Below are 22,930 nucleotides of genomic sequence, written 5' to 3'. Positions count from 1 at the left end.
GGAGGCGGGGAAGCGAGGGCACGGGTGGGCATCGGCACCGTGCGGGCACAGGCCGGCGAGGACGCCGCCGAGCGGCGGCGCGAGCAGCGCGGCTGGTACTTCTACGACTGGGCGTGCTCCGTCTACTCGACCAGCGTGCTCACCGTGTTCCTCGGCCCCTATCTCACCTCGGTCGCGCGGGCGGCGGCGGACCCGGACGGGTTCGTGCATCCGCTGGGGGTCCCGGTGCGGGCCGGGTCGTTCTTCGCCTACTGCGTGTCGGCGTCCGTGGTCGTGGCGATCGTGGTGATGCCGGTGGCGGGCGCGGCGGCCGACCGCACGGGCCGCCGCAAGCCCCTGCTCGCGGCGGCCGCCTACACGGGGGCCGCGGCCACCACGGGACTGTTCTTCCTGGACGGGCACCGCTATCTGCTGGGCGGCCTCCTGCTGATCGTCGCGAACGCGTCGGTGGCCGTCTCGATGGTCCTCTACAACTCCTATCTGCCGCAGATCGCGCCGCCCGAGGAGCGCGACGCGGTGTCCTCGCGGGGCTGGGCCTTCGGTTACGCGGCCGGATCGCTGGTGCTGGTGGCGAATCTGGTCCTGTTCACCGGCCACGACTCCTTCGGCGTGTCGGAGGCGACGGCGGTGCGGATCTGCCTGGCCTCGGCGGGGCTGTGGTGGGGCGTGTTCACCCTCGTGCCGCTGCGGCGGCTGCGCGACCGCCGGGCGCCGGCCGCCGCCGCGCCGCGAGTACGGGGCTGGCAGCAGCTGGCGGCCACCGTGCGGGACATGCGCGAGCGGCCGCTGACCCTGGCCTTCCTGCTGGCGTACCTGATCTACAACGACGGCATCCAGACGGTGATCTCCCAGGCCTCCGTGTACGGCTCGGAGGAGCTGGGACTCGGTCAGTCCACGCTGATCACGGCGGTGCTGATGGTGCAGGTGCTGGCGGTGGCGGGGGCCCTCGGCATGGGGCGGCTGGCGCGGGCGTACGGGGCGAAGCGGACCATCCTCGGGTCGCTGATCGCCTGGACGGCGACCCTGGCGGCCGGGTTCTTCCTGCCGGCTGGGGCGCCGGTGTGGTTCTTCGTGCTGGCGGCCGGCATCGGGCTGGTCCTCGGCGGCAGCCAGGCGCTGTCCCGGTCGCTGTTCTCGCACCTCGTCCCGCCCGGCAAGGAGGCCGAGTACTTCTCCGCGTACGAGATGAGCGACCGCGGGATGAGCTGGCTGGGGCCGCTGCTGTTCGGGGTGACGTACCAGCTCACCGGGAGCTACCGGGACGCGATCGTCTCGCTGGTGGCGTTCTTCGTGATCGGCTTCGTGCTGCTGGCGCGGGTGCCGGTGGGGCGGGCGATCCGGGACGCGGGCAATCCGGTTCCGGACCGGATTTAGCACTCACGGCGAAAGGGCTGTAGTGTACGCGTTTGGCCTGCCAGGCGTACCGTTACTGCGCGTCAAAGATGCCGAAACGCTGGGTGACATCTCATTGCAGATGTGACAAACCGGGCGCCGGTGGGTACTGCACTGGTTGACAAGGCTGCGGCTACGACGGCGACACATGACCCGGAACGGGACATCGGAACGGGAATCTTTACCGCCGACCGGACGTTGACCGGATGACGACGACAGCGACACCTGTCCTGTGGGCGACAAGCCCGGGAGGCACGATTCATGAGTGAGCGAGCTCTTCGCGGCACGCGCCTCGTGGTGACCAGCTACGAGACGGACCGCGGTATCGACTTGGCTCCGCGCCAGGCCGTGGAGTACGCATGCGAGAAGGGGCACCGCTTCGAGATGCCCTTCTCGGTCGAGGCGGAGATCCCGCCGGAGTGGGAGTGCAAGGTCTGCGGGGCCCCGGCACTCCTGGTGGATGGCGACGGTCCGGAGGAGAAGAAGGCCAAGCCGGCGCGTACGCACTGGGACATGCTGATGGAGCGGCGTACCCGTGAGGAGCTCGAAGAGGTCCTCGAGGAGCGTCTGGCCGTACTGCGGTCGGGCGCGATGAACATCGCCGTTCATCCTCGGGACAGCCGCAAGAGCGCGTAGTCCCCGTGGGGGCGCGGCTTCGGCCGCGATGCTCCCGAGAACGCGGAACGGGCGTCGTACGAGAGAGATCTCGTACGACGCCCGTTCCGTTGCGTCCGCGGCGGCTCAACGGGTCAGCGGCGGGCGCTGTTCGCGGGACGCGCCGCCCGGCTGCTCGTCGTCCCGGATCACCTCGCCCTGGACGACCTTGCCGTCGGGGCGGTGGATGCGGACCTGCTGGAAGGCGTCGCCGAGGGTGCCGGGCGCGACGGTGCGGAGCCCGCGCTCCACCGCCCGCTCGGTGAGGCGGCCGACGGCCCGCTGGACGGGCGGGAGCAGCAGGAGGAGTCCGGCGACGTCCGAGAGCATGCCGGGGATGATCAGCAGCAGGCCGCCCAGCATCATCAGGCCGTTGCCCCCGCGGCGCGCCGAGGGGGCGTCGCCGCGCTGGAGCGCTTCGTTGAGGTTCTGGAAGGCACGGCGGCCCGCCCGCTTGATCACCACGGCCCCGAGCACGATCCCGGCGAGCAGCAGCAGGAACACCGTGAAGCCGCCCGCCGCGCCCGCGACCAGGGTCAGCAGCCAGATCTCCAGCACCAGCCACGCCGCGAGGCCCAGCGGCAGATACCTGCGCAGCCGGGAACGCCGTGGCCGGACGGAGGAGGGAGAGGTCGGAGCGCCTGTCGTCATGCTTCCAGTGTGCCTGGGAGCTGCTCAGTGCCGGATAAGGGCTGGGCCTCTGGTTCGGATCAGGCCCTAGCTAGGCCTTCCCGTCCTGGGGCTTGGCGGTGCGGCCGGTGAGCTTGGTGACCCGCTCCCCCACGCCCCAGGTGGTGACCCGCCACAGCGCCTCGACGAGGATGTCGCGGCTCATCTTGGAGTCGCCGAGTTCGCGCTCCACGAAGGTGATGGGCACCTCGACCACGTGGTAGCCGGCCTTCACGGCGCGGCGGGCCAGGTCGACCTGGAAGCAGTAGCCCTGCGAGGCGACCTCGTCCAGGCCCAGGCCCTCCAGGGTCTCCCGGCGGAAGGCGCGGTAGCCGCCGGTGATGTCCCGCAGGGGCAGGTCCAGCGCCAGACGCGAGTACAGGCTGCCGCCGCGGGAGATGAACTCGCGGCCCTTGGGCCAGTTCACCACGCGCCCGCCGGGCACCCAGCGGGAGCCGAGCACCAGGTCGGCGCCCTTGAGGGCGGTCAGCAGCCGGGGCAGTTCCTCGGGCTGGTGGGAGCCGTCGGCGTCCATCTCGACCAGCACGCCGTAGTCGCGCTCCAGGCCCCAGCGGAAGCCCGCCAGGTAGGCGGCGCCGAGTCCTTCCTTGCCCTTGCGGTGCAGGACGTGCACCTGCTCGTCCTCGGCGGCCAGCTCGTCGGCGAGCTTGCCGGTGCCGTCGGGGCTGTTGTCGTCGGCCACGAGGACATGTGCCTCGGGGACGGCCTCGCGCACCCGGCCCACGATCGTCTTGATGTTCTCCGCCTCGTTGTAGGTCGGAATGATCACCAACGCCGTGCCGAGCGGACCGAACCGCCTCTCCTGGGCTCCCGCCGCGGGGGTGCCGTCGCCGTGGTTCACTACTGCCCCTTCATGTCCGTACGCAGAGGTCCACCATAGTGGCCACGGCCTGGGGGGATGCGACACGACGTGCGTACTGTGACGCAACCGCCGGGAAGCCTCCCGGAGGGCGCCCGGGCGGGTGTGCCGCGGGTGCCGTCGTGCTGCGGATGGGGGCCCGGCGCCCTTCGGGCCGACCTGGGACCCGCTGGCTGCGGATCGGCCTGAAGCCGTTGTCTACTGAGCGACCGGGCCCCACCCGGGTCACACCCTGCCGACCGTCCGGAACGTGCCCCGCCGACGCGGTCGCTGAGCCTGGCTGCCAGCGACGGTGACCCGGTGCGGCACACCGTCCCTGACCCAGCGGCGCTGCGACGCGGGTGCGGACGTCCCGCGGCCGGGCGTCCGGTGGTGGACCCGGCAGAACCTACCGGCCCCGCGCCGCCGCCTGTCAAACACGCCGCCGGGCCGTCCCGGCGGCCCCGCCGCCCCGCCGGCGCCCGTGGATACGCAGGTCGTGCGACGCATAACGGGGCGCCGAGCGCGGTCGCGCGGGGTCAGGAGATCACTCGCCCGGCCGTACGAAGACGGTCCGGCCGCCCACCACGGTCCGCAGGCAGACGGGCAGGTCACGGCCCGGGCCGAGGTCGGGCAGGCCGGGGGTGCCGGAGCGCGGGTCCGTCGACCAGCGCGCCACCCGGTCGTCGGGGGCCTGGACGACGAGTTCGCCGGTGCGCCACACGGCGTAGTCGGCGGGCGCGCCGGGCACCAGGGCGCCCGCGTCGTCCCGGCCGATCGCCCGCCAGCCGCCGCGGGTGTGCGCGGTGAAGGCGGCGCGGACGGAGATCCGGTGCTCGGGGGTGCGGTGGAAGGCGGCGGCCCGGACGGCGCCCCACGGTTCGAGCGGCGTGACGGGGCTGTCGGAGCCGAAGGCGAGCGGGACGCCGGCGCGCAGCAGCGCCGCGAAGGGGTTGAGCATGCGGGCCCGCTCGGCGCCCAGGCGCTGCGCGTACATGCCGTCCTCGCCGCCCCACAGCGCGTCGAAGGCGGGCTGCACGGAGGCGGTGAGGCCCAGCTCGGCGAAGGCGGCGACGGTGTCCGCGGTGAGCATCTCGGCGTGCTCGACGCGGTGCCGGGCGGCGCGGACACGGGCCAGGCCGACCTTCTCGGCGGCGGCGCGCACGCCCTCGACCACGGCGGTGACGGCGGCGTCGCCGATGGCGTGGAAACCGGCCTGCAGGCCCGCCTCGGTGCAGGCGACGACATGGGCGGCGACGGCGGCGGCGTCCAGGTAGGCGGTGCCGGTGTGGTCCGCGTCGGCGTACGGCGTGTGCAGGCAGGCGGTGTGCGAGCCGATGGAGCCGTCGGCGAACAGGTCGCCGGCGGCGCCCACCGCGCCCAGTTCGCGCGCCTTGTCGACGTCCTGCTCGGCCCAGTAGCCGACGACCCGGGGGCCCGGTTCCGCGGCGGCCAGGCGCAGCAGGCCGGTGAAGTCGTCCTCCGAGGAGATGTCCGGGCCGCCGCACTCGTGCACGGAGCCGATGCCCAGGGACGCCGCGTGGGCGAGCGCGGCGCGCTGCGCCTCGGTGCGCTGCTCGGCCGTGACGGCGCCGAACGCGGCGGCGCGCACGGCGTGGTGCGCGGCGGCGGTCAGCGGGCCGTCGGCGGGGCCGAGGTCGCCGGGCGTCAGGTCGAGCAGGGCGGTGCTGACGACCGCGGAGTGGACGTCGATCCGGCTGAGGTAGAGCGGGCGGCCGCCGGTGGCCTCGTCCAGTTCGGCGCGTGTCGGGGGGCGGCCGCCGGGCCAGCGGGCGGCGTCCCAGCCGTGGCCGAGCAGGACGCGGTCGTCCGGGCGGGCGGCGGCGAACTCCCGCACCCGGGCGAGGGCCGCCTCCAGGGAGGGGGCGCCGGACAGGTCCAGTCCGGTGAGCGCGAGGCCGGTGGCGGTGGTGTGCACATGGGCGTCGGTGAACGCCGGGGTGACCAGGGCGCCGTCCAGGTCGATCACCTCGTCCACCCCGTCGGCGAACGCGTCGGCCGCGCCCTCCGAGCCGACCCAGGCGACTTGCCCCGCCTCGACGACCATCGCGGTGGCGAACGGGTCGGCGGGGCTGTGGACCTCGCCGCGGCGGAGTAGGACGGTCTGCGGTTCGGCGGTGCGCTCACTCATGCCCACCAGTCTCGCGCGTGCGCCCGCGAGGCCGGCACGCAGGTCGCCCGCACGGGCGCGGAGGACCGCGGCGGGCGGCGCGAGGGGGGCGGGCCGGGCGCGGTGTGCGGCGGGTGGGCGCCGTACGCCGTGGGTCCGGGCCGGGGCCGGGGCCGCGTCAGATGCGGGGCGGGCGGGACTCGTACGGGGTGGAGAGGACCACCGTCGTGCGGGTCGAGACGCCGGCCAGGGAGCGGACCCGGGCCAGCAGCTCCTCCAGTTCGTGCGGGGTGGCCACACGCACCTTGAGGATGTAGTTCTCGTCGCCGGCCACGCTGTGGCACGCCTCGATCTCCGGGACGCCCGCCAGGCGGTCCGCGATGTCGTCGGGGGCGCTGGGGTCGAAGGGTTTGACCGAGATGAAGGCGGTCATGGGCAGCCCCACGGCCTCGGGGTCGACGACCGCGGCGTAGCCGCGGATGACGCCACGCTGCTCCAGCCGCCGCACCCGCTGGTGCACGGCAGACGTGGACAGGCCCGTGGCCTTGCCCAGGTCGGTGTAGCTCATCCGCCCGTCCTTGACGAGCAGCTGCACGATCTGTCGGTCCAGCTCCTCCATGGCGCAAGAACCTACAGTGCCGTTGATCTCCTCGGATACCTCGGCGGCGCGGGTCATGCCCGCGCGCGCCCGCGCGGGCGGCCGCGGGCCGATGCGCGCGGGGGGACAAAACAGTCGCGTCGGGCACGCGCACGCGGCATGTGACCAACACCACATCCCAGTGGCGCGCTCCGTGATGTTCTCGTGATTACCTCAGAGACCGGACGGGAAGTGCTTGCTGTGGTCGAGGCCGCAGTGCCTTCACGGCCCAGCCTTAGGGGGAGAAACCCATGCAGAGTCTCAAGCGCCCTGGTCGATCCGCGCCCAGGCGGCAGCAGCCGATTGCCGAGCCCCAGCCGGAGGGCGTCGAACCCGACGACTTCGACGGCGAGGAACTCGACGCCTACGACACCTTCGAGATGTACCGGGTGATCTGCCCGGACTGCGCGCAGCCCATCGCCCTGCTGGCGGACGAGGAAGTCCTGCCCGAGCACGCGCTGTGCGCCTCGCCGTGGAACCCGTTCGGGCTCACGGTCTGCCCCGGCACGGGCCGCGGCGCCGGTGACGCCCGGCCCGCCGACGAGTCGGTGGAGCCCCAGGAGCAGGACACCGCCCTGTTGTTGACGCTCCCTCAGGGGCTCGACTGGCGGACGCAGCCCTTCTCGCACGTCGGCGGCCCGGGCTCGCGCCCGATGCGCGTGCCGACGATGCGCAGCGACGCCGCCTGACGGCCGCCCGCGGCACCCGTACCCGCTCCGCCCCGCACCACGGCACCCGTATGCCGCCGTGGTGCGGCTCGTTCGCCGCGCCGTGGGGCCGGGCGGCCGTCCGCGGCCGGTCCCGGGGGCGGACGGCGCTGAACTGACGCCCGATTCCGGGGCGCGGTGACCTGTCCGTACGGCCCCGCGTTGCCCAGGCATGACCTCCATCGAGCCTGCGGGCGGGCGCCGGCGTCGCGTCCTGGTGCCGCCGCCGACGGTCCCGGTCCCGGCCGCGCCGCCCGCGGACCCGCCGATCTACCGTGAGCTGGTGCGCGTCTGGAGCGACCGGGGCCGCACCCTGCCGGGGCGCCACGATCCGGAGTGGGTCCGGCTCGCGGCGCCGTTCCGGGGGCTCGCGCAGTTCAGCGGGTCTCGGGACCCGCGACGTGACGGGCGATGACCATGCGCTGGATCTGGTTGGTGCCCTCGACGATCTGCAGCACCTTGGCCTCGCGCATGTAGCGCTCGGCCGGGAAGTCGGCGGTGTAGCCGTAGCCGCCGAGGATCTGGACGGCGTCGGTGGTCGCCTTCATGGCCGTGTCCGTGCAGAACAGCTTGGCCATGGCGGCCTCCCGCGCGAACGGCCGGCCCGCGTCGCGCAGGCGCGCCGCCGTCAGGTACAGCGCCCGGCCCGCCTCGATCTGGGTCGCCATGTCGGCGAGCATGAAGCGCAGCCCCTGGAAGTCGGCGATCGGCCGGCCGAACTGCCGCCGCTCGGTGGCGTAGGCCGTCGCCTCGTCGAGGGCGGCCTGGGCGACGCCGATCGCGCAGGCCGCGATGCCGAGGCGGCCGGAGTCGAGGGCGGACAGGGCGATGGCGAAGCCCTGGCCCTCCTCGCCGATGCGCCGGTCGTCGCCGACCCGTACGCCGTCGAGGTGGATCTGCGCGGTGGGCGAGCCCTTGAGGCCCATCTTCTTCTCGGGCGCCGCGGCGGTCAGTCCCTCGGCGTCGCCGGGCACCAGGAAGGCGGTGATCCCGCGGGGGCCTTCGCCGCCGGTACGGGCCATCACCGTGTAGAAGTCGGCGATGCCGCCGTGGGTGATCCAGGACTTGGTGCCGGTGATCACCCAGTCGTCGCCGTCGCGTACGGCCTTGGTGCGCAGCGAGGCGGCGTCGGAGCCGGAGGCGGGCTCGGAGAGGGCGTACGCGCCGAGGAGGCCGCCGCCGAGCATCGCGGGCAGGTGTTCGACCTGCTGCGCCTTGGTGCCGTAGGTGGCGAGGGCGTACGAGGCGAGGGTGTGCACGCTGAGGCCGAGTCCCACGGTGAGGCGGGCCGCGGCCAGTTCCTCCAGGACCTGGAGGTAGACCTCGTAGGGCTGGTCGCCGCCGCCGTACTCGGAGTCGTAGGGCAGGCCGAGCAGACCGGAGCGGGACAGGAGGGTGAAGACCTCGCGCGGGAAGCGTCCGGCGTCCTCCTCCTCGGCCGCGTTCGGGGCGATCTCCTGGTGCGCGATGTCGCGGACGAGCGCTATCAGGTCCCGGGCCTCTTCCGTGGGCAGTTGCCGGTCCACCGGCTGCGGGGCGCGGTCGGGCATGGCGACGCTCTCCTCCCTGTCGGGCACTGGCGGACAGCACCTTCTTGGGGCGGCTCCGCCGGGTGTTCCTCGGGCCGCTCGATGCTCGCCCTCCCGGGTCTCGGAAGCGGCTGACCAGCGGCTGTGCGCTGTGAGTATGCCCGATCGCAGGCACGGAGTCACCGGTTAACGAGCGCTTACTTCAAGAAAGACTAGCCGCCTTTCCCCGGGGTCGCACGGGAGCGGGAGGAGTACCCGGTTCAACCGCCTTCGCCGCCCCCTGCCGGAGGCCCGCGGGCGCGGACGTCCGGTGGGGCGATTCGGGGATCTCGGCGGTCCCGGCCTCCGGGACCCGCGCCGCCTCCGGGCCGGGGCCGGGGCCGGGCAGCGGCCGGATTCTCGGGGCTCGGCCGCCCGTCGGGGCGGGCCGGCACCTCGGCCGGGCCGGCAGTCCGGGTGGTCGGGCTCCAGGGCCGGGCGGCCCGAGCGTGCTGGGCGGTTCGGGTGGACGCTGGTGCGGTCGGCCCCGGGCGCCTGGCAGCGAGCCGTCAAGCGTCGCCCGTGCCCTCGAAGCCGGGCAGCGGCCCGAATCGGCGGCCGGACGGTGAGCCGGGCGGGACGCGCGTCAGCCCGTCCCGGCGGACGGCGGGGGCGGGCGTTCCGGCGGGACGGGCGGCAGGCCCCCGGCGACTCTCGGGTCAGCCGGGCCGGCGGGCCGGCGGGCGCGGGTCAGACGTCCCGGCGGGCGGGGGGCGGGGTCGGGTGGGTGGGGTCCAGTTCCTCGATGGCGCGCAGGGCGCCGCCGAGGGTCTTGACCAGGAGGTCGCGCATCGTCTCGCGGGACAGTTCGGGGCGGGCGATCCAGTCCAGGGTGGCGCCCTCGACGCCGCACACCCACGCGATCAGGCCCATCCGGGCCGTCGCCGTGACGGCGGTGCGCCCGTAGGCGCCCTCGGCGATGGTCGCGACGATCGCCTCGCGCACGCCGTCGCGGACGGCCTGCACCTCGGTGTCGAAGCCGACGCCGCCGCTGACGATGGTGCGGTAGGCGGCCTGGTTGTGCTCGGCGTAGCGCAGGTAGCCGTCGATGGTGCGGTGCACCCGCTCCACGGCCGGCAGTTCCTGCCCGCTCGCCGCGAAGGTCACCAGTTCGGCGACCGAGTCCTCGATGATCGCGAGGTAGTAGCCGCGCTTGGAGCGGAAGTAGTAGTAGATCAGCCCCTTGGCGACCTGGGCCTGCCGGGCGATGTCGTCCATGGACAGGGCGTCGTAGGACGTGTCGGCGAACAACCGTCGCCCGATGGCTATGAGTTCGGCGCGGCGGGTCGCGGACCGCTGGGTGCCGCGCACCCGGCCGGGGGCCGGTGCGGGCCGGGGGGAGCCGAGCGTGCGGGGAAGGGCGGTCTCGCGCTGCTGACTCGTCTTCAATTCGGCCCCGGTCTCCCACTGCGGTCGGTCCACCGCAGTATGGCAGGTCCGGTATGGGTCAGGTCACAGCAGACCGAGCTGGGTGACGAGCATCGCGATCACCACGACGAGGGTCCAGCCGAGGACGTGCTCCAGGATCTTCGGGCCGTCGTCGTCCTGGGGGCCGCCGGTGCGGACGCGGGGCGGGGCGGCGGTGGCCGAGTGCGCGGTCATGGTCTCTCGCAGGGTTTCGACGTGCTGGTGGGACTCCCCCGCCGCGGAACGTCTCCCCTCGTCCCGCCGTCCACCTTGCCACTTCCGCGGGCGCCCGCGGCCGAGAGCTTGCTCACAGGCCGGTCCCGGGGGGCCGGGCCGCGGGCCGCGGGTCCGGTCAGCGCACGCCCACCGCCGCCAGCGCCCGGACCTGCTGGGGCGTGGGGAACGCCGGGAAGTACAGGTAGCAGACGCCGCCGCTGCCCGAGGCGACCTGGCCGGAGGCGTTGTACCGCTTGGTGCGCAGCCAGATGTTCTCGAACTCACGTCGGGCGTACACGCGCCGTACCGCGTCGTCGCTCGGCGAGGCCGGGTCGTTGGCGATCACGTCGCCGTCCGCCGTGAAGCCGATGACCGTCATCAGATGGCCCGAGGTGCCGTACCCGGCGCCGGTCAGCTCGGTCTTCAGGAACGACTGTGACGTTATGGCCGGGATGCCGGCCGCGATCAGCGTCTCCAGGTCGGTGAGCGAGCCGAGCCGGGTGACCACGCCCTGGAGGTCCTTGAAGGTCGCCGCGTAGGCCGCGTTGAAGGGCCAGTTGCCGCAGCCGGTGTACTGGTGGTCGTAGGTGGAGCGGGCCGCGTGGCAGACCTGCGGGTCGGCGTAGGACGGGTCCACCCAGGAGAGCTGCTCGGGGGTCAGTTTCCCGCCCCAGTACTCGATGATCATCTGCGAGGAGGTCGGGCTGCACCAGGCCTCGCCGCCGTTGTCGTACTGGGGGTACTGGCCGGCGTGGATCTCCTGCGAGTAGCGCGGCACGGCCAGTTCCCGGGCGGGGCCGGCGGGCGTGGTGGCGGGGACGGTGAAGCGGTCGGGGACGTCCGAGCCCATGGCGCCGATCCGCCGGACGAGCGGGGTGAGCCGGGTGCCGGGCCGCCGGTAGAGGGTCAGGCGCAGCCGGTACGCGGCCAGCCGCAGCCCGGAGGCCGGGTCGTCGATCGCGAGGGTGTCCGTCCAGACGGTGCTGCGGCCGTCGCTCTGGTCGTCCACGGAGGTCCGCTTGATGTCCTGGTCCCCGGCCGCCCAGCGGCCCATCACGTACCAGGGGGTGTCCGTGCCGTCGGAGTAGGTGCCCCGCAGTTCCACCTGGAGCCAGGTGCCGGCCGGGGTGTCCGCGTTCCAGGAGGCGATCGCCTCGGTGGCCGGGACGGGGAGCCGGTGCAGCGGCCCGGTCCAGGTGGCGTACTCCCAGCGGGCGGTGGCGCCGGTGTGCGGGTCGGTGTAGTCGGTGCTGCCCGCCGGGGCGGCGATCTCCAGGGCGGGGCGCGCGCCGGCCACCGCGCGGGCGCCCCGGAAGACGCCCTCGTACCAGTCGGCGTACGTCGTCCAGGCGCGGTAGTCGACCGGGCGGGCCGGGTCGTGACGGCCGTGGCGGGCCGGGACGGCGGGGCCGCGGTGGGTGTCCGCGGCGGCGGCCGGGGCGGCGGCGCCGGCGACGAGCGTGGGGCCCGCGACGGCGGCGGCCATCGCGGCGGTCAGCACGGTTCTGCGGGACGGCTGTTCGGATCTGCTCATGGGCGGGGAACCCCCGGGTGTCCGAGTCGGGGCGGATGGGCGGTCCGTGCACGGCGTTGCGCCCACTATGGCCGCGGCGGCCTGCTCCTGCCAGCACTACGGCGCACGCCACGCCCACCAATATTGGTCTCGACCACTGGCGTGACCAGCGGGTGTGTCCCGCTTCCCCGGCCGCCCCCGTCCCCGTCCCGAGTCCGGGGACGGAGACGGGGTCCGGGGGCCGAGGTCCGGGGGCCGTCCGGCGGAACGGTGCTTCCCGGGCGCTCCCCCGGCCCCCGGCCCCTGTCCCCCTGGGCCTCAGATCAGATCCATCGCCGCGACCTCGTCCGGGCGGCCGTAGCTCACCGGTCCCTGGAAGCGGCGGCGGGCGGTGGCGAACCACCAGACGGTGGCCACCAGCAGGACGACGGCGAGGGCGATGGGCGCGTAGTTGAAGGAGTCGACGGTCAGCGGCGCGGCCTGCGGCAGCATGAACAGCACGCTGCTCAGCGCGATCCAGGTGACCGCGACCACGCCGACCGGCCGGCCCCAGCGGCCGAGGTTCCACGGGCCGGGCCGGAACTCGTCGCCGAGCCGCAGCCTCAGCAGGATCGGGACGGCGTAGGCGAGGAAGAGCCCCACGACGTTGACGCTGACGATGGCGGTGAACGCCGTGTGCGACCACCAGCCGGGCAGGACCAGGGCGAGCGAGCAGGCCACCGCGAGCCAGACCGCCTTGACCGGGGTGCGGGTGCGCGGGGAGACCGAGTGCCACCAGCGGGAGCCGGGCATGGCGCCGTCCCGGGAGAAGGCGAAGATCTGCCGGGTGTTGCTGGTGAGGTTGGCCAGACCGCAGAAGAGCATCGCCCCGATGACGATCAGCAGGAGCGCCTTCGCGGTGGCCTGGCCGAGGGCGTCGATGAGGATCTGCACCGGAGGCGCGTCCGCGCTCGCCTGCCGGTCGTAGTCGCCGATGCCGGTGACGAGGGCCAGCATGAGGACCAGTCCGGTGAGCGCGGACCAGCCGATGGCTCGGGTGATGCCCCTGGGGGCGTTGACGGTGGCGCGGACCGTTTCCTCGGACATGTGGAAGCTGCCGTCGAAGCCGGTGAAGGTCCAGCTGGTGACCAGCAGTCCGAGCATGCCGCCGTAAAGGCCGCTGGTGAAACCGGTGTTGTTCGCGAAATGCGTGACGAAGGAGACCGGCCGGTGCTGGTCGGGCACGGCGACGAGGGTGGTCACGATCACCACCAGCCCGATCAGCAGCCACCACACGGAGATCCGGTTGAGCACGGCGACCAGGTGGACGGCGCGGGTGTTGGCCAGGCCCTGGAGAACGATGATCAGGGCGGTGATCAGCACCGTCTGGTGGGCGGTGGGCCGGTACGACGACCACTGGAGGGCGAGGAAGGCCTGGATGAAGGTGGCCGCGGCGTAGCCGGTGGCGGCGGTGCCGCCGATCTGGCCGACGAAGTTGAGCCAGCCGGTGAACCAGGACCAGGCGCCCTTGTGCCGCTTGGCGAGTTTCCCGGCGGAGAAATAGAGCGCGCCGCTCGTCGGATAGGCGGAGGCGACTTCCGCCATGGCCGCGCCGACGAACAGCACCATCACGGAGACGCCTATCCAGCCGAACACGAGAACGCGCGGGCCGCCCGCGTTCATTCCGAATCCGAAGGACGAGAAAATTCCCGATAAGACATTGATGATGGTGAAGGAGATCGCGAAATTGTCGAAGGCCTTGAAACGCCGGGTGAGTTTCCTCGGATAGCCCATGGCGTGCAGGGTGGCGTCGTCGTCGAGCGCGTTCACCTCCGCCCCGCCGCGGGCCCGGTGGGTTCCGGTGGTCCTGACGCGCTGGGCCGTTCTGCGTGGTGACACGGCGGGGCCTTCCTCTCGGTGAGTGGCTGATTCGGGTCGGGTCTCCCCCGGCGGGCGACACCGGCGCGGGGCGGGCTCGAGGGCTCGGGGTCCCAGGGGCTCGGGACCCCGGGGCCTCACGGGCTCAGGGCTCGGGGCCTCAAGGGGGCACCGGCAGACCGCAGGCGCGCCGGGCCCGGGAGAGCTGTTCGACGGGGTCGCCGAAGACGCACCACGGCATGCGGGAGGCGTAGGGCCCCATGGCGGTCAGGGCCGCCCGGGCCTCGGGTTCGCGCCGGGACATGACCAGGGCGTGGGCGAGGTAGGCCAGGTCGAGCACCGGGGTGAAGCGGTAGCCGGCCACGGCCGGCAGCCAGTCGCGGTGGACGGCGAGGGCGGTGGAGCGCCACTGCGGCTGCTCCCAGACCCGGTCGGCCAGCAGCCGCGCGGGATCGAAGCTCTCCACCAGGGCGACCAGCGGCAGCAGCCGCAGCGCGGAGTCGGCGGGCGCGCGCTGCGCCAGGAAGGCGGCGACGTCCCAGGCGGCGTTGACCGAGCCGCCGTAGCGGGCGAAGAAGAAGGCCAGGAAGCGGTGGTGGGCCTCGCGGTGCCAGGGGTCGAGGGACAGGATGTGCGCGAACAGCCGCCAGGGTCCCGGCGGCGCCGTGAGCAGGCCGCGCGGGGCCGGGTCGCGCAGCCGGTGCAGCCGGGCCATGGCCAGCTTGGCGACCCAGGGCGTGGGGTCGGCGGGGTCGGCCGCGGAGGCCCGGTCACAGGCCGACAGCGCTATCCGCTCCAGTGGTTCGGCCCGGTCGTCGCGGGCGTCGGCGGCGCGCAGCGCCCGCAGCACCGCGACCCTCGCCCACAGCAGCGCGGCCTCGGGCGCGGGCTCCTCGGCCAGCCAGCGCTCGGCGAGGTCGGAGTCGGCGGCCTCGGAGGCCAGCACCAGGGAACGGTGGGCGCGCAGGGCGTGGTCGCCGCGGGTCTCGGCGAGGGCGGTCCGCGCGCGGGCCCAGCGGCCGGCCCGGACGTCGACGCAGACGCTCGCGAGCGTCCGGTCGTCCGCCGCCGGATGCCAGACGTACTGCCCTTCGAACAACCCGGCGGCCATCTTCCCCCGTCCGTCCCCGTACGGCACCTCATGGTTGCACCACCGGCACTTTACTCAGCACGGGGCACAACCGGAACGCGAATTCCGACATGTTCACCGCCGGATCGGCGTGATTCCGGCGTGGTGTGACGGGCGCTCACCGGATGGTTCAATCCGCCACTAATTCGGGGCGGGGCACGGTCCGGCGCGTACGGCCCCTAGAATGTTCCGGCGATATATGCCAGCCGCCTCGCCCACGCACTCCGGGAACCGTGATCCGCGCCCTCGCCGCTCAGCTCCGCCGCCTTCCGCCGTCCTGCGGCCCGGTCCGCCTGGTCGGCGTCGACGGGCACGCGGGCTCCGGGAAGTCCACGTTCGCCGGGCGCCTGGCCGCGGCCCTGGGCGGCGCCCCGGTACTGCACCTGGACGACATCGCGAGCCACGAGGAGCTGTTCGCCTGGGACGGGCGGCTGCTGACCGAGGTGATCGAGCCGCTGGCGCGCGGGGCCACCGCGCACTACTCCCCCTACGACTGGCGCGCCCGGCGCTTCTCGCCGCCCCGCGCGCTGGCGCCCGCGCCCGTGATCCTGGTCGAGGGCGTCGGCGCCGGCCGCCGGGCGCTGCGCCCGTATCTGGCCCGGCTGCTGTGGATGGAGCTGCCCCGCGAGGAGTCCTGGGCGCGGGGCCGGGCGCGGGACGGCGAGGAGCAGCGGGAGTTCTGGACCGGGTGGACTGCGGCGGAACGGCGGCACTTCGCGGCCGATCCGTCCCGGCCGTTCGCCGACCTCCTGGTGCGGCAGCGGGAGTCGGGGTACGAGGTGGCGCCGGGACCGGCCGCCGGCCGCTGATCCGGCCGTGCGCCCGCAACCGCACCGGACCCTGATCCGCTGGCGCGTCCCGGAATCGGTCCCGGTCCCCGGCCCCGTCGCGCCCCTTGGACCGGACCAGGAAATGACGCACCGTGACGGATCATCGGCAGTGTGCTGAACTTGTGAAGATCCCCGCCGGGGAACTCGGCGCAGTGCCCCAACTCCGCTTGACCCGGGGGCCGTACAGGTCTTACGTTCTCAATGTGCGGTCATCGAGGACCGCCCGCTGACGCGAAGCCCCCGGTTGTTCCCCCGTGACCGGGGGCTTCGTTCTGCCCTGAAGCCGGTCCACGAGCGCCGCGCGGGGCCATGTGATCACCGTGGGTGACCGGACGGGGCGCGCGCCCCGCGCTCCCACCTCGTCGAACGCCCCCTGCGGCACCCTACGGCGGGCGCCGCCCCCACGGGTACGATGCCCTCGGTGCGACCTTCGAGCGGCTGCTTCGCGCACCTGCAACTCCGGTCCGCGGCACAGCGGTTCGACCAGAGGCAGCCGCCGGGCGACGGTCCGGCGGCGAACCTACGGGGGCACGGTTTGTGGGGGACGTGATGGACTTCGGCACGCAGGGCACGAAGGCCCCGGCCGACCTGGCCTGGCTGCGAGGCGTGGACGCCTACACCATGGGCGCCTATCCGCAGGCGGAGGAGGAGTTCCGGGCCGCGGTGCGGATGGACCCCGGCATGGCCGACGGCTGGCTCGGGCTGCACGCGCTGCGCGTCGACACGACGACCGCGCTGCTGAGGATGTTCCGGCACCGCGACCGCTTCGGCGAGCAGCGCTCCCGGCACCGCCGCAGCCTCAACTCCTGGTACTGGCTGGGCTGGTGGGTGCAGCCGGTGCTGGAGAGCCCGCGCGATCTGCTGCTCGCCCACGCCTCGCACTGGCTGGACGGGCGGCATGTGCCCGAGCTGGACCGGGCGCTGGCCGGTCTGCCGCCCGTGGACACCGATCCCCAGGTCCGGTTCCTGCACGCCTGCCGCGCCTATCTGGTCAAGGACTGGGAACAGCTCGTCCGGCACACCGACCCCCTGGTGGACGATCCGATGCTCGGCATCGAGGCCGGGCTGTTCGGCGGGATGGCCCGGGTGCGGCTGGAGATGTTCGGGCAGGCCGAGCCGCTGCTCGCGGCGGCGCTGATGCGGTGCCGCAGCGAGCAGCCGCAGCGCAAGGAGCTGCGGTACTGGCTGGCCAGGGCGCACGAGGGCACCGGCCGCAGCGCCGCGGCCCTGCCGCTGTACCGGGCGGTGCACCGGGTGGACCCGGCCTTCATGGACACCTCGGCGCGGCTGGCGGCGATAGCCGAGGGCGACGGGTACGACGACGCGGCCGACCTCGCGGCGATCACGCTCTCCGGGGCCGGCGGCCAGGACACGGTGGACGGACCGGACCTGCTGGACCCGGTCTTCGGCGCCGAGGGCCGCGATCTGAGGCTCGGCGGCGAACCCGAGCCGCCGCCCGGCGCCGCGTTCCCGCCGGTGGCCGATCCGGCGGTGCGCGAACGGGCCGCCTCCGCCGCCGGGCCGCCGCCGAGCGGTCCGACCGATCCGGCGCTGCTGGAGCAGGCGCTCGCCGAGCTGGAGCGGATGGTCGGGCTGGAGCCGGTGAAACGGCAGGTCAAGGCGCTGTCCGCACAGCTCAACATGGCCCGGCTGCGGGCCGGGCAGGGGCTGCCGGTGCAGCCGCCGAAGCGGCACTTCGTCTTCTCCGGCCCGTCGGGGACCGGCAAGACCACGGTCGCCCGCATCCTGGGCCGGGTGTTCTACGCGCTCGGGCTGCTCGGCGGCGACCATCTGGTGGAGGCGCAGCGCGCCGACCTGGTCGGCGAGTACCTGGGGCAGACGGCGGTCAAGGCCAACGAGCTGATCGACTCGGCGATCGGCGGGGTCCTCTTCGTGGACGAGGCTTACTCGCTGTCCAACTCCGGGTACGGCAAGGGCGACGCCTACGGCGACGAGGCGCTGCAGGTGCTGCTGAAGCGGGCCGAGGACAACCGCGACCACCTGGTGGTGATCCTGGCCGGCTATCCGGAGGGGATGGACCGGCTGCTGGCCGCCAACCCCGGGCTGTCGTCCCGCTTCACCACCCGGGTGGACTTCCCGTCGTACCGGCCGCTGGAGCTGACCGAGATCGGCAAGGTGCTCGCCGCGGAGAACGGCGATGTGTGGGACGACGAGGCGCTGGACGAGCTGCGCTCGATCGCCGGGCACGTGGTCGACCAGGACTGGATCGACGAGCTGGGCAACGGGCGCTTCCTGCGGACGCTGTACGAGAAGAGCTGCGCCTACCGCGACCTCAGGCTGTCGGCGTACCCGGGCGAGCTGTCCCGGGACGATCTGGCGACCCTGCGGCTGCCGGACCTGATGCAGGCCTACGGCGAGGTGCTGTCGGGGCGGGGGCCGCAGGATCCGTCGGCACTGTGACGACGGACCCCGCGGCCCCGCCCCCGTACTCCGGACAGCCCGTACTCCCGTACTCGGGACAGCCCGTACTACGGACTCCAGGCGGCCCGTACGCCGGCTAGGTCGCCAGGACTCTCTCCTCCGGTTCCCCGCTGCCCCTCGGCTCGGTGAGCCGGATCTCGGTGGCGATGCGGTGGGCGGGGTCGCGGACCTCGCCGACGAGGAGCTCCAGGACGTCCTCCAGGGCCACCACGCCGAGCACCCGGCCGGAGGCGTCCGCGACCTGCGCCAGATGGGTGGCGGCGCGGCGCATGACCGTCAGGGCGTCGTCCAGCGGGAGTTCGGACCTCAGCGTCGGCATGGGACGCCATATCCGCTGCGGTACGGCCCGGTCGGAGTCCTCCGCGTCGAGGACGTCCTTGACGTGCAGGAAGCCCATGAAGGAACCGTTCCGCGCGGTGACCGGGAAGCGGGAGTAGCCGGTGCGGGCGGTCAGCGCGACGATCTCGCCGGGGGTGACCGACGGCGGGACCGTCACCAGCTTCTCGCGGGGCAGCAGCACGTCCAGGACCGGGCGGGAACCCAGTTCCAGCGCGTCCTCCAGCCGCTCCTGCTCCTCCGGGTCCAGCAGACCGGCCTGCCCGGAGTCCTCCACCAGCCGGCCGAGCTGGACGCTGGTGAAGACGGCCTCCACCTCGTCCTTGGGCTCGACGCGGAAGAGCCGCAGGATGCCCTGGGCGCAGGCGCCGAGCGCCACCGTGACGGGCTTGCACAGGCGGGCGAAGGCGACCAGCCCGGGGGCGAGCCAGAGCGCGGCCTTCTCGGGGGCGGCCATCGCCAGGTTCTTCGGCACCATCTCGCCGATGACGAGGTGGAAGAAGACCACGGCGGCGAGCGCGAGGACGTAGCCGAGGGGGTGGATCAGGCCGTGCGGCAGCCGCATCCAGCTGAACACCGGTTCGAGCAGATGCGCGACCGTGGGTTCGGCGACGGCGCCGAGCGTCAGCGAGCAGACGGTGATGCCGAACTGTGCGGCGGCCATCATCTGCGGCAGCCGCTCCAGGCCGTGCAGCACCTGGCGGGCGCGGGCGGTGCCGAGCGGTTCGATCTGGCTGCGGCGGACGGAGACGAGCGCGAACTCGGCGCCGACGAAGAAGCCGTTGACGAGCACGAGCAGCGCGGCGAAGACCAGTTGGAGCACGCTCATCGGGCGGCCTCCGTCCCGGTCGCGACGGCCTCGGCCGGGCGGCCGGTCCGCACCAGGCGGACCCGCTCGGCGCGGTAGTGGCCCACCTCGCGCACCGACAGCCGCCAGCCGGGCAGCTCCGCGCGGTCGCCGGGGGCCGGGATCCGGCCGAGCAGGTCGGCGACCAGGCCGGCGACCGTCTCGTAGGGGCCCTCGGGGGCCTCCAGGCCGATGCGCCTCAGCAGGTCGACGCGGCAGCCGCCATCGACGTCCCAGGCGGGCCGGCCGTCCTCGGGCGGGGCGGGCGCCAGTTCGGGCACGTCCTTGGCGTCGTGCTCGTCGCGCACCTCGCCGACGAGTTCCTCGACGATGTCCTCCAGGGTGACGACGCCGGCCGTGCCGCCGTACTCGTCCACGACGACGGCTATCGGCTGCTCGTTGCGCAGCTGCGCGAGCAGCGGCTGCACGGGCAGGGTCTCGGGGACCAGCAGCGCCGGGCGGGCGATCCGGCCGACCGGGGTGCGCAGGCGTTCCTGCGCCGGTACGGCGAGGGCGTCCTTGAGGTGGACCATGCCGACGATTTCGTCGATCTTCTCCTGGTAGACGGGGAAGCGCGACAGACCGGTGGCGCGGGTCAGGTTGACCACGTCCTCGGCGGTCGCCGAGACCTGGAGGGCGCTGACCTTCACGCGCGGCGTCATCACGTGCTGCGCGGTCAGCTCGCCCAGGGACAGGGTGCGCACGAACAGGTCGGCCGTGTCCTGTTCGAGGGCGCCGGCCCGCGCGGAGTGGCGGGCCAGCGAGACCAGCTCGCCGGGGGTGCGGGCGGAGGCCAGTTCCTCGGCGGGTTCGACGCCGAGGGCGCGCACCAGCCGGTTGGCCACCGTGTTCAGCGCGGAGATGACCGGGCGGAACAGGCGCGAGAACAGGTGCTGCGGGCCGGCGACGAAGCGCGCGACCTGGAGCGGCCGGGACACGGCCCAGTTCTTGGGCACCAGTTCGCCGATCACCATCTGCACCGCCGAGGCGAGCAGCATGCCGATGAGCACGGCGGCCCCGGGCACGACGCCGTCGGGCACGCCGACGGCGGTGAAGGGGCCGCGCAGCAGCGCGGCGAGCGCGGGCTCGGCGAGCATGCCGACGACCAGGGAGGTGATGGTGATGCCGAGCTGGGTGCCGGAGAGCTGGAAGGACAGCTCGCCGAGCGACTCGACGACCGTGCGGGCCCTCTTGTCGCCGTCGGCGGCGGCCTTCTCGGCGTCCGCGCGTTCGACGGTCACCAGTCCGAATTCGGCGGCGACGAAGAAGCCGTTGGCCAGGATGAGCAGGAATGCCGCTGCGAGGAGCAGCAGGGGGATGGTCATGATGCCGCCGCCTCCGCGCGCGCGGGGACCGCGGTGTCGCGGTGCGCGCTATGTCGGCAGGGGGCGGCGCAGGTACTGCAGGACGATCCGTCCATCGCCGGAGGGAGTCACTCCTCGGGTAGCAGGAGCCCCTGGCACCGGGCGGGGCTCAGGGGCGGAGACGCAGCGAAAACGTCTCCGCCACCAGATTAGTCAAGATGCGGCCGGATGCGTCAGGTCGGACGTCACCCGGTCAGCCCTGGGAGGTGCCCGCGGACCGCTCGGGGTCGTGGAGGGAGCGGGCCTCCACGAGGGTGCGCAGGGCCCGGGCGTCGGCGATCGCGCGCTGTTTGGCGATGCCGGGCTGGATGCCGAGCGCGGGCAGGCTGGTGCCGTCGCTGAGGTTGAGGAACACCCACGGGTCACCCGGACGCAGGTTCACCTGGAGGATTTCCGGCCATTCCAGGCGGCGTCGGCTGGCGATGTTGACGACGGTGACGCCGGAGTCGTCGGCGACGACCTTGGGCCGGGAGAGCATCAGCAGCACGCCGAACAGCAGCGCGCCGGTGAAGACGAAGCTGATGCGCTCGCCGGGGGTGAGCGGCTCCAGCAGGACCGCCACGGCCGTGATCACCGCGAAGATCGCGATGCCGGCCGTGAGCAACACCACACGGGTGACCGCGGGGCGGAAGGTGACGGGAAGCTCGGGCAGGTCGGACATCTCGGGGCGCCCCTTACAGACGGCAGGCGTGGATGGCCGTGGTCAGGATGGCCCGGGCGCCGATGGCGTACAGGTCGTCCATGATCCGCTGGGCCTCCTTGGCCGGGACCATGGCGCGCACGGCGACCCAGCCCTCGTTGTGCAGCGGGGAGACGGTCGGGGACTCCAGACCCGGGGTCAGCGCGACGGCCTTCTCCAGCTGTTCGACCCGGCAGTCGTAGTCCATCATCACGTACGTACGGGCCACCAGGACGCCCTGGAGGCGGCGCAGGAACTGCTGCACCTTGGGGTCCTCGGCGTCCGCGCCGGTGCGGCGGATCACGATGGCCTCGGAGTGCATGATCGGCTCGCCGAAGACCTCCAGGCCCGCGTTGCGCAGGCTGGTGCCGGTCTCCACCACGTCGGCGATGACCTCGGCGACGCCGAGTTCGATCGCGGTCTCCACGGCGCCGTCCAGGTGGACGACGGAGGCGTCGATGCCGCTGTCGGCGAGGTGCCCGGCGACGATGCCCTCGTAGGAGGTGGCGACCGTCTTGCCCTTGAGGTCCTCGATGCCGCTCGCGGCGCCGGGCTTGGCGGCGAAGCGGAAGGTGGAGCGGGCGAAGCCGAGCGGCAGGATCTCCTCGGCGCCGGCGCCGGAGTCCACGAGCAGGTCGCGGCCGGTGATGCCGATGTCGAGGCGGCCGGAGGAGACGTAGATCGCGATGTCGCGGGGGCGGAGGTAGAAGAACTCGACCTCGTTGGTCGGGTCGACGATCCGCAGCTCCTTGGACTCGCGGCGCTGCTGGTAGCCGGCCTCATGCAGCATGTCCGCCGCAGGGCCGGAGAGTGAACCCTTGTTGGGGACGGCGATGCGCAGCATGAGGTCGGCTTCCTTCGTTCGGGTGTACGGGGTGGGGGTGCTGGTGTCTCAGAGGTGGGCGTAGACGTCGTCAAGGGAGATGCCGCGGGCGACCATCATCACCTGGACGTGGTACAGCAGCTGCGAGATCTCCTCGGCGGCCGCCTCCTTGCCCTCGTACTCGGCGGCCATCCAGACCTCGGCGGCCTCTTCGACGACCTTCTTGCCGATGGCGTGGACTCCCTTGCCGACCAGCTCGGCGGTGCGGGAGGTGGCGGGATCGCCCTGGGCGGCCTTGTGCTGGAGCTCGGTGAAGAGCTCCTCGAACGTCTTCTTGGACATGGTGTCCCCCACCCTAGCCGTTGTCGGGTGCGACTCACCGCCAGGGTTCGGATACTGAACGGAGCGTGGCCGCGGTCGCGACCGCCGCGGTGACCGCCTCGTGGCCCTTGTCCTCGGTGGAGCCCTCCAGGCCGGCCCGGTCCAGGGCCTGTTCCTCGGTGTCGCAGGTGAGCACGCCGAAGCCGACCGGGACGCCGGTGTCGATCGACACCTGGGTCAGCCCCTGGGTGACGCCCTGGCAGACGTAGTCGAAGTGCGGCGTGCCGCCGCGGATGACCACGCCGAGGGCGACGATCGCGTCGTAGCCGCGGCCGGCGAGCACCTTGGCCACCACCGGCAGTTCGAAGCTGCCGGGGACCCTGAGGAGGGTCGGCTCGTCGATGCCGAGGTCGTGCAGGGCGCGCAGCGCGCCGTCCACCAGTCCGTCCATCACCTTCTCGTGCCACTGCGCCGCGATGACGGCGACCCTGAGGTCCCCGACGTTGCGGACGGACAGTTCCGGTGCACCCTTGCCGCTCACGTGTCTCC

At 73.4% G+C, this 22,930-nt stretch carries 21 protein-coding genes; 5 read left to right on the top strand and 16 right to left on the bottom strand.

Annotated features, from left to right (window positions below; all coding sequences use genetic code 11):
• The first annotated feature begins 24 nt into the window (after positions 1 to 24).
• The gene (locus tag K7787_RS19830) at positions 25 to 1,374 is read left to right on the top strand and encodes an MFS transporter (protein ID WP_223002395.1); all 1,350 of its coding nucleotides are present in this window, start codon (positions 25 to 27) and stop codon (positions 1,372 to 1,374) included.
• Between the two features lie 279 nt (positions 1,375 to 1,653).
• Positions 1,654 to 2,028 carry an RNA polymerase-binding protein RbpA gene (locus K7787_RS19825; protein ID WP_009187548.1) on the top strand — a complete coding sequence of 125 codons (375 nt, stop codon included), beginning with the start codon at positions 1,654 to 1,656 and terminating at the stop codon, positions 2,026 to 2,028.
• Between the two features lie 105 nt (positions 2,029 to 2,133).
• Here the strand turns inward: K7787_RS19825 and fxsA are convergent, their stop codons facing one another.
• The 4 genes from fxsA to K7787_RS19805 all read right to left on the bottom strand — a co-directional run bounded on the left by fxsA (position 2,134) and on the right by K7787_RS19805 (position 6,324).
• On the bottom strand, positions 2,134 to 2,697 hold the full coding sequence (fxsA, locus tag K7787_RS19820; RefSeq protein WP_009187549.1) for an FxsA family membrane protein: 564 nt from the start codon (positions 2,695 to 2,697) through the stop codon (positions 2,134 to 2,136).
• 70 nt (positions 2,698 to 2,767) lie between these two features.
• On the bottom strand, positions 2,768 to 3,577 hold the full coding sequence (locus K7787_RS19815) for a polyprenol monophosphomannose synthase (RefSeq protein ID WP_009187550.1): 810 nt from the start codon (positions 3,575 to 3,577) through the stop codon (positions 2,768 to 2,770).
• A gap of 544 nt (positions 3,578 to 4,121) precedes the next feature.
• Positions 4,122 to 5,726 (bottom strand): amidohydrolase, encoded by a 1,605-nt coding sequence (locus K7787_RS19810; protein ID WP_223002394.1) that lies wholly within the window; start codon positions 5,724 to 5,726, stop codon positions 4,122 to 4,124.
• Positions 5,727 to 5,883: 157 nt separating this feature from the next.
• A complete protein-coding gene (locus K7787_RS19805; protein WP_019983923.1) occupies positions 5,884 to 6,324 on the bottom strand; it encodes an Lrp/AsnC family transcriptional regulator in 441 nt (146 codons plus the stop codon).
• A 269-nt stretch (positions 6,325 to 6,593) separates the two neighbouring features.
• On the opposite strand from K7787_RS19805, the gene K7787_RS19800 reads away from it, so the two are divergent.
• Positions 6,594 to 7,031, top strand: a complete 438-nt coding sequence (locus K7787_RS19800) for a hypothetical protein (protein WP_223002393.1) — start codon at positions 6,594 to 6,596, stop codon at positions 7,029 to 7,031.
• Positions 7,032 to 7,426: 395 nt separating this feature from the next.
• Here K7787_RS19800 and K7787_RS19795 read toward each other — a convergent pair whose 3' ends face one another.
• The 6 genes from K7787_RS19795 to K7787_RS19770 all read right to left on the bottom strand — a co-directional run bounded on the left by K7787_RS19795 (position 7,427) and on the right by K7787_RS19770 (position 14,721).
• Positions 7,427 to 8,599 (bottom strand): acyl-CoA dehydrogenase family protein, encoded by a 1,173-nt coding sequence (locus tag K7787_RS19795; RefSeq protein ID WP_019983921.1) that lies wholly within the window; start codon positions 8,597 to 8,599, stop codon positions 7,427 to 7,429.
• A 708-nt stretch (positions 8,600 to 9,307) separates the two neighbouring features.
• Entirely contained in the window at positions 9,308 to 10,006 is a 699-nt protein-coding gene (locus tag K7787_RS19790) for a TetR/AcrR family transcriptional regulator (RefSeq protein WP_282107275.1), read from the bottom strand.
• A gap of 63 nt (positions 10,007 to 10,069) precedes the next feature.
• A complete protein-coding gene (locus tag K7787_RS19785) occupies positions 10,070 to 10,219 on the bottom strand; it encodes an SCO1431 family membrane protein (RefSeq protein WP_019983919.1) in 150 nt (49 codons plus the stop codon).
• Positions 10,220 to 10,376: 157 nt separating this feature from the next.
• A complete protein-coding gene (locus tag K7787_RS19780; RefSeq protein ID WP_223002392.1) occupies positions 10,377 to 11,774 on the bottom strand; it encodes a C39 family peptidase in 1,398 nt (465 codons plus the stop codon).
• Positions 11,775 to 12,071: 297 nt separating this feature from the next.
• Entirely contained in the window at positions 12,072 to 13,526 is a 1,455-nt protein-coding gene (locus K7787_RS19775) for an amino acid permease (RefSeq protein ID WP_231573951.1), read from the bottom strand.
• A 244-nt stretch (positions 13,527 to 13,770) separates the two neighbouring features.
• Positions 13,771 to 14,721, bottom strand: coding sequence for a hypothetical protein (locus K7787_RS19770; protein ID WP_169437523.1), 951 nt, complete (start codon positions 14,719 to 14,721; stop codon positions 13,771 to 13,773).
• A gap of 251 nt (positions 14,722 to 14,972) precedes the next feature.
• On the opposite strand from K7787_RS19770, the gene K7787_RS19765 reads away from it, so the two are divergent.
• Together K7787_RS19765 and K7787_RS19760 are read left to right on the top strand one after the other, a co-directional pair.
• Positions 14,973 to 15,548, top strand: coding sequence for a uridine kinase family protein (locus K7787_RS19765; protein WP_043260582.1), 576 nt, complete (start codon positions 14,973 to 14,975; stop codon positions 15,546 to 15,548).
• A gap of 570 nt (positions 15,549 to 16,118) precedes the next feature.
• A complete protein-coding gene (locus tag K7787_RS19760) occupies positions 16,119 to 17,990 on the top strand; it encodes an AAA family ATPase (protein ID WP_223002391.1) in 1,872 nt (623 codons plus the stop codon).
• Between the two features lie 97 nt (positions 17,991 to 18,087).
• Here K7787_RS19760 and K7787_RS19755 read toward each other — a convergent pair whose 3' ends face one another.
• The 6 genes from K7787_RS19755 to ribH form a co-directional block, all read right to left on the bottom strand.
• A complete protein-coding gene (locus tag K7787_RS19755; RefSeq protein WP_223002390.1) occupies positions 18,088 to 19,176 on the bottom strand; it encodes a hemolysin family protein in 1,089 nt (362 codons plus the stop codon).
• Positions 19,173 to 20,519 carry a hemolysin family protein gene (locus K7787_RS19750; RefSeq protein ID WP_009187562.1) on the bottom strand — a complete coding sequence of 449 codons (1,347 nt, stop codon included), beginning with the start codon at positions 20,517 to 20,519 and terminating at the stop codon, positions 19,173 to 19,175. Before K7787_RS19750 ends, K7787_RS19755 begins: the two co-directional genes overlap by 4 nt.
• 232 nt (positions 20,520 to 20,751) lie before the next feature.
• A complete protein-coding gene (locus tag K7787_RS19745) occupies positions 20,752 to 21,219 on the bottom strand; it encodes a PH domain-containing protein (protein ID WP_009187563.1) in 468 nt (155 codons plus the stop codon).
• Between the two features lie 13 nt (positions 21,220 to 21,232).
• Positions 21,233 to 22,081, bottom strand: a complete 849-nt coding sequence (gene hisG / locus K7787_RS19740; RefSeq protein ID WP_009187564.1) for an ATP phosphoribosyltransferase — start codon at positions 22,079 to 22,081, stop codon at positions 21,233 to 21,235.
• Positions 22,082 to 22,129: 48 nt separating this feature from the next.
• Entirely contained in the window at positions 22,130 to 22,402 is a 273-nt protein-coding gene (locus tag K7787_RS19735) for a phosphoribosyl-ATP diphosphatase (protein ID WP_019983911.1), read from the bottom strand.
• 34 nt (positions 22,403 to 22,436) lie between these two features.
• Complete coding sequence (gene ribH, locus K7787_RS19730; protein ID WP_009187566.1) at positions 22,437 to 22,922, bottom strand: 6,7-dimethyl-8-ribityllumazine synthase; 486 nt, start codon at positions 22,920 to 22,922, stop codon at positions 22,437 to 22,439.
• Between the last annotated feature and the right edge of the window lie 8 nt (positions 22,923 to 22,930).

Origin of the sequence: Streptomyces sennicomposti, from assembly GCF_019890635.1 — a bacterium.
Taxonomy (GTDB): Bacteria; Actinomycetota; Actinomycetes; order Streptomycetales; family Streptomycetaceae; genus Streptomyces; species Streptomyces sennicomposti.
This window is presented reverse-complemented; position numbering and strand designations above follow the sequence as displayed.

Excerpts from the sequence above, each read along its gene's own strand:
- K7787_RS19825 (WP_009187548.1), top strand. The coding sequence starts at position 1,654 with ATGAGTGAGCGAGCTCTTCGCGGCACGCGCCTCGTGGTGACCAGCTAC.
- fxsA (WP_009187549.1), bottom strand. The coding sequence starts at position 2,697 with ATGACGACAGGCGCTCCGACCTCTCCCTCCTCCGTCCGGCCACGGCGT.
- K7787_RS19810 (WP_223002394.1), bottom strand. The coding sequence starts at position 5,726 with ATGAGTGAGCGCACCGCCGAACCGCAGACCGTCCTACTCCGCCGCGGC.
- K7787_RS19805 (WP_019983923.1), bottom strand. The coding sequence starts at position 6,324 with ATGGAGGAGCTGGACCGACAGATCGTGCAGCTGCTCGTCAAGGACGGG.
- K7787_RS19800 (WP_223002393.1), top strand. The coding sequence starts at position 6,594 with ATGCAGAGTCTCAAGCGCCCTGGTCGATCCGCGCCCAGGCGGCAGCAG.
- K7787_RS19795 (WP_019983921.1), bottom strand. The coding sequence starts at position 8,599 with ATGCCCGACCGCGCCCCGCAGCCGGTGGACCGGCAACTGCCCACGGAA.
- K7787_RS19785 (WP_019983919.1), bottom strand. The coding sequence starts at position 10,219 with ATGACCGCGCACTCGGCCACCGCCGCCCCGCCCCGCGTCCGCACCGGC.
- K7787_RS19780 (WP_223002392.1), bottom strand. The coding sequence starts at position 11,774 with ATGAGCAGATCCGAACAGCCGTCCCGCAGAACCGTGCTGACCGCCGCG.
- K7787_RS19775 (WP_231573951.1), bottom strand. The coding sequence starts at position 13,526 with ATGGGCTATCCGAGGAAACTCACCCGGCGTTTCAAGGCCTTCGACAAT.
- K7787_RS19770 (WP_169437523.1), bottom strand. The coding sequence starts at position 14,721 with ATGGCCGCCGGGTTGTTCGAAGGGCAGTACGTCTGGCATCCGGCGGCG.
- K7787_RS19760 (WP_223002391.1), top strand. The coding sequence starts at position 16,119 with ATGGACTTCGGCACGCAGGGCACGAAGGCCCCGGCCGACCTGGCCTGG.
- K7787_RS19755 (WP_223002390.1), bottom strand. The coding sequence starts at position 19,176 with ATGAGCGTGCTCCAACTGGTCTTCGCCGCGCTGCTCGTGCTCGTCAAC.
- K7787_RS19750 (WP_009187562.1), bottom strand. The coding sequence starts at position 20,519 with ATGACCATCCCCCTGCTGCTCCTCGCAGCGGCATTCCTGCTCATCCTG.
- K7787_RS19745 (WP_009187563.1), bottom strand. The coding sequence starts at position 21,219 with ATGTCCGACCTGCCCGAGCTTCCCGTCACCTTCCGCCCCGCGGTCACC.
- hisG (WP_009187564.1), bottom strand. The coding sequence starts at position 22,081 with ATGCTGCGCATCGCCGTCCCCAACAAGGGTTCACTCTCCGGCCCTGCG.
- K7787_RS19735 (WP_019983911.1), bottom strand. The coding sequence starts at position 22,402 with ATGTCCAAGAAGACGTTCGAGGAGCTCTTCACCGAGCTCCAGCACAAG.